Source organism: Methylobacterium aquaticum, from assembly GCF_016804325.1.
GTDB classification, from domain to species: Bacteria; Pseudomonadota; Alphaproteobacteria; order Rhizobiales; family Beijerinckiaceae; genus Methylobacterium; species Methylobacterium aquaticum_C.
The window spans coordinates 3,372,807-3,386,787 of sequence record NZ_CP043627.1 but is presented as its reverse complement, the minus strand read 5'-3'; the positions used below and the strand labels follow the sequence as shown (position 1 = coordinate 3,386,787).

Sequence of the window (13,981 nt, the reverse complement as noted above, 5' to 3'; positions counted from 1 at the left end):
ATCATCATAATTTTGGAGGATAGAGTGTCCAGCGATATCACCCAAAGCGGTACGACGCCCGAGGGCGAGCCCGCTTCCCTGGCAGTCGGCGAGGCCGACACCGTCGCCGGAGACGGCGTCTCGCTCACGGTCGCGGATGACGGTACCGGGACCATCGCCGAGACCGCGCCGCCGCCGTTCAGCCCGACCCTGCGCGACCCCGACGCTTCCGCGTCGGAGACCGGCATGACCGTGCCGCCGCGGCCGCTCGACCCCGTCGATGGCGGCGAGGCACTGCCCTGCACCGGCCCTGAGGCCGACCGGGACCTGATCCTCGGCGCGTCGGACGGGGAAGCCGGCGAGGCGGCGATTCCTGTCGCGGAGGGGCCGGACGGGGCGACCGCTCCGGCCGTCGTGTCGCAGGAGACGCCGAGCCCCGTCGATGCCGCGAGCCTGTTCCGGGACTGGGCCGTGATGTGGTCCGGCAACCCGTCTGAGGTCGGGGCGGATGACGGCCTCGATCCGTCGCATGCCGAGATCTGCCTGTGCGACGAGACCAGCCTGGCACCCGGGGAGGGGATGGCCGACCTCGCCTCCTGATCCTCCCGGATTCCGGTCGATCCCGGGGGCAACCCGGGATCGATGCCGCGGCGCCCGCCTGAATCGTGGTCGATCCCTTTGGCCCCGGGCGCTTGCGGCGCGGCCCGTCTCCGCTAGCTCCCCGGGAGTAGGGGGAGCTCCATCATGCAGCAGCGCTGGCCGGACCGGATCTGGATCGTGCGTCACGGCGAGAGCGCCGGCAACGTCGCCCGCGACGCCGCCCAGGCGGCGGGGCACACCCATATCGACATCACGGAACGCGACGTCGACGTGCCGTTGAGCCCGCTCGGCGAGCGCCAGGCCGCGGCGGTCGGGCGCTGGTTCGCGGAGATGCCGGCCTCCGAGCGGCCCGACGTGGTGCTGACCTCGCCCTATCGCCGGGCGGAGTCCACCGCGCGGCTGATCCGGGAGGCCGGCGGCGTCGCCGACACGCTGCTCGACTACGTCGCCGACGAGCGCCTGCGCGAGAAAGAATTCGGCATCCTCGACCGGCTCACCCGCGAGGGCATCACCCGGCTCCATCCCGAACAGGCCGAGCTGCGTGGGCTGCTCGGCAAGTTCTACCACCGGCCGCCGGGTGGCGAGAGTTGGTGCGACGTGATCCTGCGCCTGCGCAGCGCCCTCGACACCGTGTCGCTGCATTACGGCGGCCGGCGCGTGCTGGTGGTCGGGCATCAGGTCGTGGTCCTGTGCCTGCGCTACCTGATCGAGGGGATGACCGAGGACGAGATCTTGGGCATCGACCGGGACGGCGACGTCGCCAATTGCGCGGTGACCGAATACGCCTTCGACCCGCACAAGGGCAGCAGCGGCAAGCTGGTGCTGCAACGCTACAATTTCGTGGCGCCCCTGACCCGGGCCGGCGCCCCGGTGACCGCCGAGCCCGATGCCACGGGAGCCGCCCGATGACGCGAGAGACCATCAGGCCGATCGACGCCGCGACCCTGCGCGGCCTGCCCCTCCCGGATTCGGGCAGCGGCAGCAAGGAGGCGCGCGGCAGCGCCCTCGTCATCGCCGGCTCGGTCGAGGTGCCGGGCGCCGCGATCCTGGCCGGCACCGCGGCGCTCCGGGCCGGCGCCGGCAAGCTGCAGATGTCGATCGCCGCCGGAACGGCACCGCACGCGGCGTTGGCGGTGCCCGAAGCCCTGGTGGTGCGGTTGCCGGAAGGCGAGGACGGCCATGTCGATCACCGCGAGGCCGCCGCGGTGCTGCTGCCGCGCTCCGAGCGGGCCGCCGCGATCCTGGTCGGGGCCGGTATGGCCTCGGGCGAGCCGACCAGGGCGCTCACCGCCGCCCTCCTCACCGGCCCGGCCAAGGCCCCCTTCGTCCTCGACGCGGCGAGCATCGACGGGCTGTGCGAGCAGGAAGAGGCGGTGCGGGCGCGGGCAGGCCGGGTGGTCCTGACCCCGCATGCCGGCGAGATGGCGCGTTGTCTCGGCTGCGAGCGCGACGCGGTCGAGGCCGACCCCCTCGGCGCGGCGCGGCAGGCGGCCGAGCGGCTCGGCGCCGTCGTGGTAATGAAGGGCGCCGAGACCTGGATCGTCGATCCGGCCGGCGAGACCTGGCATTATTCCGGCGGCGGCGCGGGCCTCGCCACCTCGGGCTCGGGCGACGTGCTCGCCGGGATCATCGTCGGGCTGCTTGCCCGCGGCACCAGGCCCGCCGAGGCCGCCGCCTGGGGCGTGTTTCTCCACGGCGAGGCCGGGCGGCGCCTCGGCCGGAGCTGCGGGCCGATCGGCTTCCTGGCGCGCGAACTGCCCGGCGAGGTGCCGGGGCTGATGCGGGACGTGGCGGAGGGGGCTATCTGACCGGTCAGGCGGCCCGCACCGTGGCGAGGACGCGCCGCACCTCGCACGACAGGGGCTCAGAATGGCGCGACAGGTCCGCCGCCGCGGTGGTGTCATCCTCCAGCCGGCGGGTGCGGGTCATGGTCTCGCGCGCTGCCGCGATGGCGCCGGTCTCGCCGGCGCGGCCGATCGGGCGGCGGGAGGCTCCCACGCCTCTGCCGGGAATCGTTCCCCTGGAAGATCGAACCCGCGGGCCGTCCGGATGTTGAGGAGGCGAGACTTCCGCACGGACAACCCGATGATCAGAGTGACCCTCGCCCTCGCTCTCACGCTCGCCGCCGCGGGCGCCGCCGAGGCCCAGACCGCCCGGGTTCCCCCGCCGAGCGACGCCGTCGGCGCCCCGGGCCCCGGCACCGGCACGAAGCCGCCGGCCTCCCGCCCGACCACCAACCTGCCGGGCAATCCGAGCAGCACCTCCGTGCCCGGTACCAATCCGGGGTGTGGATCGGGGGCAGCCCGACCGCGGGACCGCCCGGTTCCGGCGGCACCGCGGGCGGGCCGGCGGCGGGGAACCGCTGAGGGCAGCGCCTTGACGCTGTGCGGGCTCGAAGCGATGCTCGTCTCGTTGACGGCAACACGTCGCGGTGATGATTCAGAGCTTCCATGATCGCATCACCGAAGCCGTGTTCCGGGGCCGCTGTCCGAAGGGGTTCCCCGCCGACCTGTTCAAGGCCGCCCGTCGTCGTCTGATCGCCCTGGATGGCGCGACGTCGCTGGACGACCTGAAGATCCCGACCTCGAACCGGCTGCATCCGCTCGAAAGGGACCGCACGGGGCAACACGCGATTGCGGTCAACGCTCAGTTCCGGATCTGCTTTGTGTGGACCGAAGCAGGGCCCGAGCGGGTCGAGTTCACGGATTACCATTGAGGAGGCCAGCCATGTCGGACACCATCACGCTCGACACCCTGCGGCGGTCCTTCGACGATCCCGAGAGTGTGACGGTGCTGCCGCCGGTTCATCCCGGCGAAATCCTGCGCGAAGACTTCATGACGCCGCTCGGGTTGACGGCCGACACGGTCGCACGGGCCCTGCATCTGCCACGCTCCCGCATCGAGCGCATCATCGAGCAGGAGATCGGCATCAGCGCCGACACGGCGTTGCGCCTGGCTCGCTACTTCCGCACCTCGCACATGTTCTGGCTCAATCTTCAGATCCGGTTCGAGAGCGAAACGGCGTTGGCGGAGATCGGCGCCGAGTTAGAGCGGATCGAGCCGGTGCGCGACGCGGCGGCATGACAGAACCTTCGTGCTGCCGGCAAAATCGTCCGTGATCGTCGGGTCTTTGCCGGCCTGACGCCTCACGCCGCCAGCCAGTCCCGCAGCAACGCGCTCACCGCCTCCGGCCGCTCCAGGGGCGGCAGGTGGCCGCATTCGGGCAGGACGTGCAGGCGCGAGCCGGCGATGCCGTCATGGATCTCGCGGGCTTGCGCCGGCGGGGTCAGCCGGTCGTCCTCGCCCACCGCCACCAGGGTCGGCACCCGGATCGTCGGCAGGAGCGGGCGGCTGTCGGGGCGGTCGAGGATCGCGCGCTGCTGGCGCAGGAAGGCCGCGCCGCCGACCCGCTCGGCCATCGCCTTCACCGCCTCGCCCACCGGCCCATGCACGTGCGAGGCGTGGACGAGGGTCGGCAGGAGGCGCGTCGTGACCCCGGCGAAGCGGCCGACCTTGAGCTGATCCATGCCCTGGCGCCGCGTCGCGGCGCGGGCGTCGGTCTCCGGGGCGGCGGTGGTGTCGAACAGGGCGAGCCGCGTCACCCGCTCGGGCGCCTGGCGCAGGATCTCGAAGGCGACGTAGCCGCCCATCGACAGGGCGACGAGGCCGAAACGCGGCGGCGCGACCGCGAGCGTCCGGTGCGCCATCGCGGCGACGCTGTCGTCGAGGGTCAGGTCCGCCACCGAGGCGGCGGCCCGGTCGGCGAGCGCATCGATCGGCGCGCGCCACAGCACCGCGTCGTTGAGGAGCCCGGGCAGGAACAGGAGCGGTGCGAGAGCGGCGGCCATGGCCGCCCCTATGGCCGGATCGGTGGTCCGGCGCCAGGGGCGGCCGCGATCCGTCAGTAGGAACGCGGCATGCCGAGCACGTGCTCGGCGATGTAGGACAGGATCAGGTTCGTCGAGATCGGCGCGACCTGGTAGAGCCGGGTCTCGCGGAACTTGCGCTCGACGTCGTATTCCTCGGCAAAGCCGAAGCCGCCGAAGGTCTGGATGCAGGCATTGGCCGCCTCGAACGAGGCGTCGGCGGCGAGCATCTTGGCCATGTTGGCCTCCGCCCCCGGATTGGCCCCGGCCTCGTAGAGGCGCAAGCCCTCCTGCACCATCAGCTCGGCGGCGCGCATGTTGGCGTAGGCCTTGGCGATCGGGAATTGGATCCCCTGGTTCTGGCCGATCGGCCGGCCGAAGACCTGGCGCTCGCGGGCGTAGGCCGAGGCCTTGGCGATGAACCACTTGGCGTCGCCGACGCATTCGGCGGCGATCAGCAGCCGCTCGGCATTCATGCCCGAGAGGATGTAGCGAAAGCCCTTGCCCTCCTCGCCGACCAGGTTCTCGGCCGGCACCTCCATGTTGTCGAAGAACACCTCGCAGGAATTGTGGTTCATCATCGTGCGGATCGGCCGGATGGTCAGGCCGCGGCCGAGCACCGTGCGCATGTCGACGATGAAGGTCGAGAGGCCGTCGGTCTTCTTCGCCACTTGGTCGCGGGGCGTGGTGCGGGCCAAGAGCAGCATCAGGTCGGAATGCTCGGCCCGGCTGGTCCAGATCTTCTGGCCGTTGACGATGAACTTGTCGCCCTCGCGCCGCGCGGTGGTGCGGAGCGCCGTGGTGTCGGTGCCGCTCGTCGGCTCGGTGACGCCGAAGGCCTGGAGCCGCAGGCGGCCGGCGGCGATCTCCGGCAGGTAGCGCTCCTTCTGGGCCTGCGTGCCGTGCCGCAGCACCGTGCCCATCGTGTACATCTGGGCGTGGCAGGCCGCGCCGTTGCAGCCCGAGCGCTGCACCTCCTCGAGAATCGCCGCCGCGGCCGAGAGCGGCAGGCCCGAGCCGCCATACTCCTCGGGGATCAGCACCGAGAGGTAGCCGGATTCGGTCAGCGCGTTGACGAAGTCGGTCGGATAGGCGCGATCGGAGTCGAGGCGGCGCCAGTACTCGTCGGGGAAGCGGGCGCAGAGCTTGGCGACCTCCTCGCGGATCTCCGGGTGCCGCAGGGCGTCGGTCTCGGTCATTCGGGCGTCTCCTCCTGGCGGCGATGCGGGCACCGCGGCTCGGTTCGTTGCGCGCACGCTATATCGTCCGGGCCCGGGCAGGCCAGGGCATGGCGTCGTCATCGGCGTGCCGTCATGGGTGTCATGCCGTCGAGGCCTGCCTGCCGACCCCGCGTTCCGGCCTTGCCTTCGCGAGCCGCATGGCCTGTAAGTTTCGGGCCGGGGCCACGGGGACCGAAGCGGATTTCAGGGCATCGCGATACCGGGAACCGAGGCGTCATGCGTGCGGCAGACCTGTCCTTCGCCCCCGCCGATTTCCTGCGGCTGACGGAGACGGCCGGGCTGACGGGCAACTGGGCCTGGGTCTTCGCCTCCGACCGGCAAACCTGGTCGCCCGGCCTGCATCGCCTGCTCGGGCTCGATCCGCGGCTGGCGCCGCCGAGCTACGCGCTGCTCGTCGACCTCGTCCATCCCGACGACCGGATCCATCTGGCGAGCGCCGCCGACCTGATGCAAGGCTACGCGCTGCCCGAGCGCGAGGTCCGGGTCATGCGGCCGGACGGGACCCTGCGCCTCCTCACGATGCGCACCGAACTGCACCTGTCGCCGGAGGGCCGGCCGCGCGCCGCGGCCGGCCTCGTCCTCGACGTGACCGATTCGGCCGCCCTGATGCGGTTGCGCCGGGCCGACCAGCGCCGGCAGAGCGCCTGGTTCGCGGCGGCCCGCATGCTGTTCGTCCCCGTCGGCCTGGACGGGCAGTTCCGCTTCCCGGCCGAGGCGGCGCGGCTCGCCGGACGCCCGCTCGAGGATATCAATGCCGATCCCTTCGCCGACGTGGTACCGGATGAACGGGCGGCGTTCCGCGACAGCGTCGCGCAGCGCGCCGCCGGCGGCGTGTTCCAGGCGGCCCCGCTGATCCGTCACCGGAACCGGGAGCCCGAGCGGTACCGGGTGCTGTCGGTCCCGGTCCATGACGACCAGGGCCGCCTGATCGAGCGCAACGGCCTCATCTACCCCGCCGCGCTCGCTCCCGCCGTGGCGGCGACCGACCTGCGCCCGGGCCTGGAGCAGGCGGTGGAGGGGCACCACCTGCGCGCCGCCCGGGCGCTGCTCGACTGGTCGATGACGACCCTCGCCGAGGCGAGCGGCCTGTCGCTCTCGACGGTGCGGCGCCTCGAGGAGAATGCCGAGGGGCAGGGCGCCCGGTCCCGCCACAAGGCGGTCGCGACCCTGCGCGCCGCGGGCATCCGCTTCGTGCTGCTGGACGACGGCGAGGTCGCCGTCGCCCGCGCGTGATCGAGCCTCAGGGAAGCGCCGCGGCGGAGCGTGGCGGGGCGAACAGGCCGGCCTCGAGGAAGCGCTCCACCGCCAGCGCCGCGCCGGCCGAGGAGAGGTGGCCGGTATCGGCGTAGAAGAAGGTCTCGCCGCGGGCGAAGGGGCAGGTTCCGCCCGCGCACAGGGCGGCCGCCGGATCGACGAAGGCGGCGCCCGCCGGCAAGGCCGCCCGCAGGGCGTGGTTCAGGTGCAGACCCTCGACCGGGCGCCAGCGTCCCGCATCCTCCGGCGGGTCGCGGCGCTGGTGGTAGGCCAGGAAGGCGGGATCGAGGGGGAATTCCGGCGATTGCCCGACGACGTGGATGCGGGCGCCCAGCGCCATCACCTGCGCCACGGTCTCGCGCAGGCGCTCCGGCAGGGCGCGGTCGCGCTGCGCCCCCCAGCGGGCCGCCAGCACCACGTCGCGGATCCCGAGCCGGCGGATCAGCGCCAGGGCGTTGTCGTTGAAGGCCCGGCAATGCGGCAGGACGTGCGAATTCGTGCCGAGCACCGGCCGGCACCCCGCCGCCGTGTACTGGACCAGACGGCCGGGCAGCCTGTCGGCGTGCCGGATCAGCCCGGGCACGTAATGCGCCGCGAAGCTGTCGCCCCAGAGCAGCACCAGCCCGTCCTTGGCCCGCGTACGGACGCAACCCTCCGGGTCCCAGGCCTGCCAGCTCTGGTCGGCGAACAGGAAGCAGGTGCGGTGGTTCCAGGTCTCGCTGCCGGCCACCGGCCGCAGGCGGAAATCGGGGAAGCGGCCGGGCAGGCCGCCGCTGGTGGCGCCGGCCCAGCCGAGGCCGGCCATCACCAGCGTGGCGAGGAGCCCGCCGGCGAAGACCGGGCGCATCCGCCGCGCGGGCGAGGGCGGGTGGCGGAACGGCCGCTCGATGAACCGGTACGACAGGGCGGCGAGGAGAAGCGTCGCGCCGATCACCGCGACGGTCTCGGGCGTGGTGAAGTCCCGCATCAGGGCGATCCGCCCGAGCACGATCAGCGGCCAATGCACGAGATAGGCCGAGTAGGAGATCAGCCCGATCGCGACGAGGGGAGGGGCGGCGAGCAGGCGGGTCGCCGCCCCGCGCGGTCCCTGTCCCTCGCCGAGGCGGATCAGCAGGGCGGTGCCGAGGCAGGGCGGCAGGGCGCCGGCGCCCGGGAAGGGCGTCGCCTCGGTGTAGAGGAGGGACGGCGCGAGGATGAGGGCGAGCCCGGCCAAGCCGGCGATCCGGCGCAGGGCGGGCGCCGGCATCGTCCGCGCCGGCGGCGCCATCGCCAGCAGGGTGCCGGCGAGGAGCTCCCAGGCCCGGGTCGGCAGCAGGTAGAAATTCGCCGTCGGCGCGGCGCGGCCGGCATAGAGGCTCAACCCCAGCGAGAGCAGGGCGGCGAGCGCGAAGGGCCACAAGAGCGGCCGCAGGCGCAGGCGGAGTGCCAGCAGGAGCGACACCGGCAGGACGAGGTAGAACTGCTCCTCGACCGAGAGAGACCAGGTATGCAGCAGCGGCCGATACAGGGCCGCGGCGTCGAAATAACCCGAGGCGCGCCAGAAATAGAGGTTTGCCACCGAGAGCGCCGAGGCCGCCGCGCTGCCGGCGTAATCCTCGAATTGCGGCGGCAGCAGGATCCACCAGGCCGCCAGCGAGGTGACCGCCAGGGTCGCCGTCAGGGCGGGCAGGATGCGCCGGATGCGCCGGGCGTAGAAAGCCGCCAGGCCGATGCCGCCGCCCGCCGCCTCCCGCAGCAATCCGCGGGTGATGACGTAGCCGGAGATGACGAAGAACACGTCGACCCCGACGAAGCCGCCGGGTATCCAGACGAGGCCGGCATGGTAGAGGATCACCGCCAGCACGGCGACGGCGCGCAGACCGTCGATATCGGGCTGATAGCCGGTGAGGATCGGCTGCCCGTTCGGATTGGATCGCATGGAGCGTGCCCCCGGACGAAGGCCCATGATTGTCGCTCGACTGGCCTACAGGATCATCGTCCCGCAATGGGCGGGGATATCTGTCGGATCATCATCGCGAACGAACGTTTTTACGTCGTTGTCGGCGTCCAATGTATGAAGACGATGGGCGGGAGACAGCGCAGACTTTGTCGGTAAATTTTCGGCTTCATCATCGGCGATGTTGCAGAATTACCCGGTCCGAGCGATCCGCCGGCCCCGTGATTCAGGCGTGATGGTGCCGAGCATTGCGGCGGGGCGCGGTTGCCGGCGCCGCAACGGTGGATCTCTCCTCCTCCTGCCGACGGAAGAACACCGAGGTCGAGGTGGTGGCGCGTCCGCAGGTGGGCGCAAGTCGTCGTACCGACGGCATCACGGTTCAGCTTCGCTCCGGATGCCTCCTGCCCGTATGCTCATCCCTCCTCCCGTCGAGAGCGGGGGCGGACTTGCCCGGATTACGTCAGGGTCCAGCATCGTGCCGCTTGCCGGCCCCGGACCGGGGCGAGGTCTCGCGTGCCGGCAGAAAGGGCACACCACCCGAGGGTGCATCGTCCAAAAGTCGTATGGCGGCGCTTGAGAGCGTTTCTTGACGAAGTCGTGTCGACTCATCCCAGACAACGCGACACGATCAGGGACCCGGAACAATGCCCGATGCATCGTGATCGGACGCTGCTCCAGCCTTCCGGGCCTGGTCGAAGGTATCGATCGATGGGGTAGGCAAGCCGGCCTGTCGTGCCGTCATCCTCGGCTTGCACGTAGCCGAGAACCCGGGATCCTTGATTGCCGATGATGCAAGCCGAGCCGTGCAAGGATACCGTTTTTTCCTCACGCTGTTGGAGAGACACACTGTTTTAACGGTTACGATATATCGATGAATTGATTTTCCAATTGTCATGTCCGATGATTTGTTATGTGAACACGGAGAGCCGCTATCGAAGGACGATCGAGCAGCCAAAGCCGCAACCGGCTGCTGACCACGCGAATGCCACCTGAGAATGAATTAACTCAATTTATGCCAAGCAAAAATTGCGCTTTGCGACCGCATGTAACGCGATATAACCAATACTAAAGTTTTATATTGTGAATGATGGGCGAATTTTCATTGCGTTGTTCGAAATTCAATCATTGCAATTTTATCTAACCCATGCATCACTGCTCTGATGCCGCAACAGGCGACGCTGGAACTTGTGGGTCCTTCTGTGACAGCAAGATTGGAAGAGTGTGTCGTCGGCCTTCTGTCCCTGGTGCTGGCGGCCGGCACGATCCACCTGACGAGCGACGGACGCGACATCGCCGCCGTGTGGCCGGCCAACGCCGTGCTCCTGGCAGCGCTCCTCGACCGCCGCCCGGGAGCCCGGGCGGGTGTGTTCGTCGCCGGCTTCGTGGCCAACCTGGCCGCGAATGCGATCATGCGGGGCCGAGCGCCGGCCATCTGCTCTATGCCGCCTGCAACCTCGTCGAAATCGGCGTCGCGGCCCACCTGCTCCGGCCCGCCGTGGCCGATGACGGGTTGCTGAGCGCGCCTTCCGTCGTCGGCCGGTTCATCGTCGTCTGCGGGCTCGTCGCCCCGGCCCTGAGCGGGATCGGCGGCGCCGCCACGGCCTGGCTGGTGTTCGGCCAGGACTTCCAGGGATCGCTCGTCTCGTGGATCCTCAGCGACGGCCTCGGACTCCTGATCCTGACGCCGTTCTTCCTGGCGCTGCTGCGGGGCGACTATCTCCGGTGCTTCGCCGACAAGAACTGGCAGCAGCGCATGGAGGCGGTCGGCCTGCAGGTGCTGGCCGCGTCGATCGCCTACGGGGTGTTCTTCGTCGCCGTGCGGCCGGTGCTCTTCGTGCTGTTCGGACCGGTGATGCTGGCGACCTTCCGGGTCGGCCGGCTCGGAACGACGCTGGCGGTGATGGGCATCGCCGTGATCGGTACCGTCGCGACGATGCAGGGCCGGGGGCCGATCGCCGCGATCGCCTCGGACCCGCGCGAGCAGGCGGTCCTGTTCCAGTTCTTCCTGGCCGGCCTGCTGCTGACCTGCCTGCCCGTCGCGGCTGCCCTCTCCGCCCGGGGCGCACGCCTCACCTCGCTGTCGCGGAGCGCCGAAGCCTTGCGGATTCAAGGAGCCGAGCTCGCGCGCCTGGCGACCACCGACGCCCTGACGGGAATCCTCAATCGCGCCGCGTTCCGCGATGCGGCGAAGGTGGCGATGCAGGATCCGGCCTGCGCGCCCTTGAGCCTCGTCGCCCTCGACCTCGACCTGTTCAAGCAGGTCAACGACCGGCACGGCCATCGTGCGGGGGACCAGGCTTTGGTCCATCTCGTTGCCGTTCTGCGCGCCGGCCTGCGTGAGTACGACGTGATCGGCCGCGTCGGCGGCGACGAGTTTCTGATCCTGCTCGCGGGGAACGACGCCGATCAGGCCGGCCTCGTCGCCGCACGGCTCGGCGACGCGTTGCGCCGATCTCCGCTCCCCCTCGATGGCGGGGGCGCGCTGTCGCTCTCGATGTCCTGCGGCGTCGCCCTGCACCGTCCCGACATGAGCTACGATGACTTCGTTCACGCCGCCGACATGGCACTCTATGCCGTAAAGCGCGGTCATCGCACGGCAGATTTCGCGGTGTGATACCAACGGCCGTTGGAAACGACCTTTGGTTCCGTTCTCGAATTTTCGTCAAGCCTCTGGCTTGGCATAGACAATTCGAGACGGTTCAATGGCCCGATGCGTCAGCATCTTGGGCCATTGGTATGAGGAATCCGTTCGTTGCCGGAATTCCCCTCTCGGGTCGAAACGGCGTTGTCCGGCCCGAGACGGCTGTCGGGGGATCGCGCTGGTTTCCGGTTCGACCCGTGAAACATCGCCCGCGACGGCTTCCAGGCTCCGCCTCGCGGCCGGAAAGGTCCCGACGCCGCCTCCCATCCGAACGGGCGCCGAAGATTCGCGTTCAGAAGTCGGCGTGCAGGCGGGTGCCGAAGAAGTTGGCCGGACCCCGGTCGCGGTTATAGGCGGGGTTCACCACCAGCTGGTAGTTGAACGACACCGTCACCGCCTTGGTGAGGCTCAGCGCATAATAGGTCTCGAAGGCGCGCTCGGTGCCGTAGTTGAGCCGCCCGTCGCCGATGAGAAGCCCGAGGCCGCCATTGGCGAAATAGGCCCGGTGGGACGGCGACAGGCCGTTGATCGCTCCGCCGATGCCGAGCGTGTCGCCCGGCCGCTCCCAGGCGGTGCCCTTGAGCGACAACCCGCCCGAGATCGAGCGGTCGACATCGGTGAAGGACAGGCTCTCGTTGCGGCCGTCCGAGACGCTGGCCCGGGCGAACAGGCCGAGATCCGGCGTCAGCGCCTGCTCCAGGTTGATGTAGGCGCCGGTCTTGCGCCGCGGCCGGCGGGTCGCCGAGGCGGCGTCGTTGATGTCGTCGTAGATCCCGCTCTGCGTCAGGTCGACGACCTGGCGGTAATTGGCGGTGTTGCCGACGTTGCTGAACAGGCCGATGCGCAGCTTGCCCGGCTGGTCGAGGCCGGGCAGGACGTGGCGCTCCTCGAACTCGATGTTGGTACCGGCGCGCTGGAAGACCCGCGGGTCGAGCACGTCGTTCGACGGCTGCTTCGGCACCTGGGTGTAGGCGGCCCGGATGGCGAAGTCCGGCCGGTTGTACTCGACCATCACGCCCTGCGTGAATCCCGGGAGGTTCGCCGGGAAATCCCAGGCCGAGGAGCCCCAGATCGACCAGTTCATGAAGTCGACCGGGGGTCGTGGGCGTAGACGTTGCCGTCGAAGAAGTCGCCGAGCGCGAACTTGCCGGCCACCACCGAGATCCGCTCGACGTCGCGGGTCATCGCCACCTGGTTGACGCCGTCCGGCACGTCCTCGGTGGCGCCGCCGAGCCCGAAGGTCTGGCGGATGAAGTAGCGGTTGGAGCGCAGCTTCGGGAACGGCGCCCCGGCCTTCTGCGCCTCGCCGTTGACGAAGCCGGCGACGCCGAGCGTCCGCGACAGGCCGAAGCCCTGGGAGAATTCCGGGTTGTAGTAGAGCTCGGTGCTGTCGGTCAGCTTCACGCCGAGGAACAGGGTCGCGGTGGTGGTGGACTGGACCTGGTTCGGCACCAGGCTGTTCTCGCCGCGATAGGGCGCGCGGAAGCCCGGCACGCCCTGCGTGATGAAGGTGGTTTGGCCGTGGAAGGAGTAGCGGCCGGTATCGCGGCTGGCCGGCGCGTCCTCGGCCACCTCCGCCGGCAGCCTGAGGCCGTAGGGGTACCAGGAGAGCCGCGCCATCATCTGGTGCGACGAGAAGGCGGCCTGGGTCGAGACCGGACCGAGGCCCGGCACGCTGCCGAGATCGAACCGGCCGGAGCGGCCGAGATCGACGTAGCGGTAGTCGAGGCCGAGCGCGAGGGTCGGGGTGATGGCGTATTGCACCCCGGCCCCGAGGGTGAAGCCGAGGAACGACAGGTCCTTGCGCGCGGTGGCCACCGCGCCGCTCGCGAGGTCGGGATAGGTGGCGAGCACCCGCGCATCGGCGCCCGCGAGCCCGAAGGTGGCGTAGACCAGATAGCTCTCGAACGAATAGCCGAGGCGGGCCCGCACCGCACCGTAGAGGTCGGTCTTGCCCCGGATCACGCTGAAGGCCGGATCGACGTCCGCGTAGCCGAGGCCGACCGCATTCGAGGGGACCGGGCGCTTGAGGTTGGCGCCGTAGAGGTCGGCCTCGATCCCGTAGAGGTAGGGCCCCGTCTGCCAGTTGTAGCCGCCGAACACGCCGCCGACCGCCGTGGTGGCGGTGCGGCCGGCATCCGAGCGCCTCGTCGAATCGCCGCTCTGGAAGGCCGGGATCGGCCGGCCGCCGACGGTGCTCGGCCCGAAGCGGTAATTGCCGAACGAGGCGCCGGCGCTCCCTTCGATGCCGAGATAGGGGCCGGACCAGTCGACGAAGGACGGCCCGGCCGGGGAGGGGGCGGGGACGGCAAGATCGGCCGCCGCCGCCGCCCCGGCGCACAGGCCGAGCGCCACCCCGATCCCCGCTCCGCCCGTCCACCGCATCGCCACGTCCCCGTCTCGGTCCGGTCGCCAGGTATAGCCAAGGCTATATCGCCGGCAACCGTCCACGCTCGTCCGAGAA

At 70.4% G+C, this 13,981-nt stretch carries 12 protein-coding genes and 1 pseudogene; 8 read left to right on the top strand and 5 right to left on the bottom strand.

Annotated elements, in window-relative coordinates; genetic code table 11:
• Positions 1-24 precede the first annotated feature (24 nt).
• The 3 genes from F1D61_RS15365 to F1D61_RS15355 all read left to right on the top strand — a co-directional run bounded on the left by F1D61_RS15365 (position 25) and on the right by F1D61_RS15355 (position 2,387).
• On the top strand, positions 25-579 hold the full coding sequence (locus F1D61_RS15365) for a hypothetical protein (RefSeq protein ID WP_203158752.1): 555 nt from the start codon (positions 25-27) through the stop codon (positions 577-579).
• Between the two features lie 144 nt (positions 580-723).
• Positions 724-1,488 (top strand): histidine phosphatase family protein, encoded by a 765-nt coding sequence (locus F1D61_RS15360; protein WP_203158751.1) that lies wholly within the window; start codon positions 724-726, stop codon positions 1,486-1,488.
• Positions 1,485-2,387: an NAD(P)H-hydrate dehydratase gene (locus F1D61_RS15355; protein WP_203158750.1), complete on the top strand. Its 903-nt coding sequence runs from the start codon at positions 1,485-1,487 to the stop codon at positions 2,385-2,387. Before F1D61_RS15360 ends, F1D61_RS15355 begins: the two co-directional genes overlap by 4 nt.
• Before the next feature lie 4 nt (positions 2,388-2,391).
• On the opposite strand, the gene F1D61_RS15350 is transcribed toward F1D61_RS15355, so the two are convergent.
• The gene (locus F1D61_RS15350) at positions 2,392-2,577 is read right to left on the bottom strand and encodes a hypothetical protein (RefSeq protein ID WP_203158749.1); all 186 of its coding nucleotides are present in this window, start codon (positions 2,575-2,577) and stop codon (positions 2,392-2,394) included.
• Positions 2,578-3,013: 436 nt separating this feature from the next.
• Between F1D61_RS15350 and F1D61_RS15345 the strand changes: the two genes are divergently transcribed.
• Positions 3,014-3,295, top strand: a complete 282-nt coding sequence (locus F1D61_RS15345) for a type II toxin-antitoxin system RelE/ParE family toxin (RefSeq protein WP_203158748.1) — start codon at positions 3,014-3,016, stop codon at positions 3,293-3,295.
• An 11-nt stretch (positions 3,296-3,306) separates the two neighbouring features.
• Entirely contained in the window at positions 3,307-3,663 is a 357-nt protein-coding gene (locus tag F1D61_RS15340) for a HigA family addiction module antitoxin (RefSeq protein WP_203158747.1), read from the top strand.
• Positions 3,664-3,725: 62 nt separating this feature from the next.
• Here the strand turns inward: F1D61_RS15340 and F1D61_RS15335 are convergent, their stop codons facing one another.
• Together F1D61_RS15335 and F1D61_RS15330 are read right to left on the bottom strand one after the other, a co-directional pair.
• Entirely contained in the window at positions 3,726-4,427 is a 702-nt protein-coding gene (locus F1D61_RS15335) for an alpha/beta fold hydrolase (protein WP_203158746.1), read from the bottom strand.
• 53 nt (positions 4,428-4,480) lie between these two features.
• Positions 4,481-5,644 carry an acyl-CoA dehydrogenase family protein gene (locus F1D61_RS15330; RefSeq protein ID WP_203158745.1) on the bottom strand — a complete coding sequence of 388 codons (1,164 nt, stop codon included), beginning with the start codon at positions 5,642-5,644 and terminating at the stop codon, positions 4,481-4,483.
• Positions 5,645-5,902: 258 nt separating this feature from the next.
• Between F1D61_RS15330 and F1D61_RS15325 the strand changes: the two genes are divergently transcribed.
• Positions 5,903-6,919, top strand: coding sequence for a PAS domain-containing protein (locus tag F1D61_RS15325; protein ID WP_203158744.1), 1,017 nt, complete (start codon positions 5,903-5,905; stop codon positions 6,917-6,919).
• Between the two features lie 7 nt (positions 6,920-6,926).
• Here the strand turns inward: F1D61_RS15325 and F1D61_RS15320 are convergent, their stop codons facing one another.
• Positions 6,927-8,858 (bottom strand): acyltransferase family protein, encoded by a 1,932-nt coding sequence (locus F1D61_RS15320; protein WP_203158743.1) that lies wholly within the window; start codon positions 8,856-8,858, stop codon positions 6,927-6,929.
• A 1,229-nt stretch (positions 8,859-10,087) separates the two neighbouring features.
• Between F1D61_RS15320 and F1D61_RS34250 the strand changes: the two genes are divergently transcribed.
• Together F1D61_RS34250 and F1D61_RS15315 are read left to right on the top strand one after the other, a co-directional pair.
• Positions 10,088-10,393: a hypothetical protein gene (locus F1D61_RS34250; protein ID WP_246776030.1), complete on the top strand. Its 306-nt coding sequence runs from the start codon at positions 10,088-10,090 to the stop codon at positions 10,391-10,393.
• The gene (locus tag F1D61_RS15315; RefSeq protein ID WP_246775973.1) at positions 10,309-11,490 is read left to right on the top strand and encodes a sensor domain-containing diguanylate cyclase; all 1,182 of its coding nucleotides are present in this window, start codon (positions 10,309-10,311) and stop codon (positions 11,488-11,490) included. Before F1D61_RS34250 ends, F1D61_RS15315 begins: the two co-directional genes overlap by 85 nt.
• A gap of 319 nt (positions 11,491-11,809) precedes the next feature.
• Here the strand turns inward: F1D61_RS15315 and F1D61_RS15310 are convergent.
• Positions 11,810-13,902, bottom strand: a pseudogene (locus tag F1D61_RS15310) (carbohydrate porin).
• Positions 13,903-13,981: the final 79 nt, after the last annotated feature.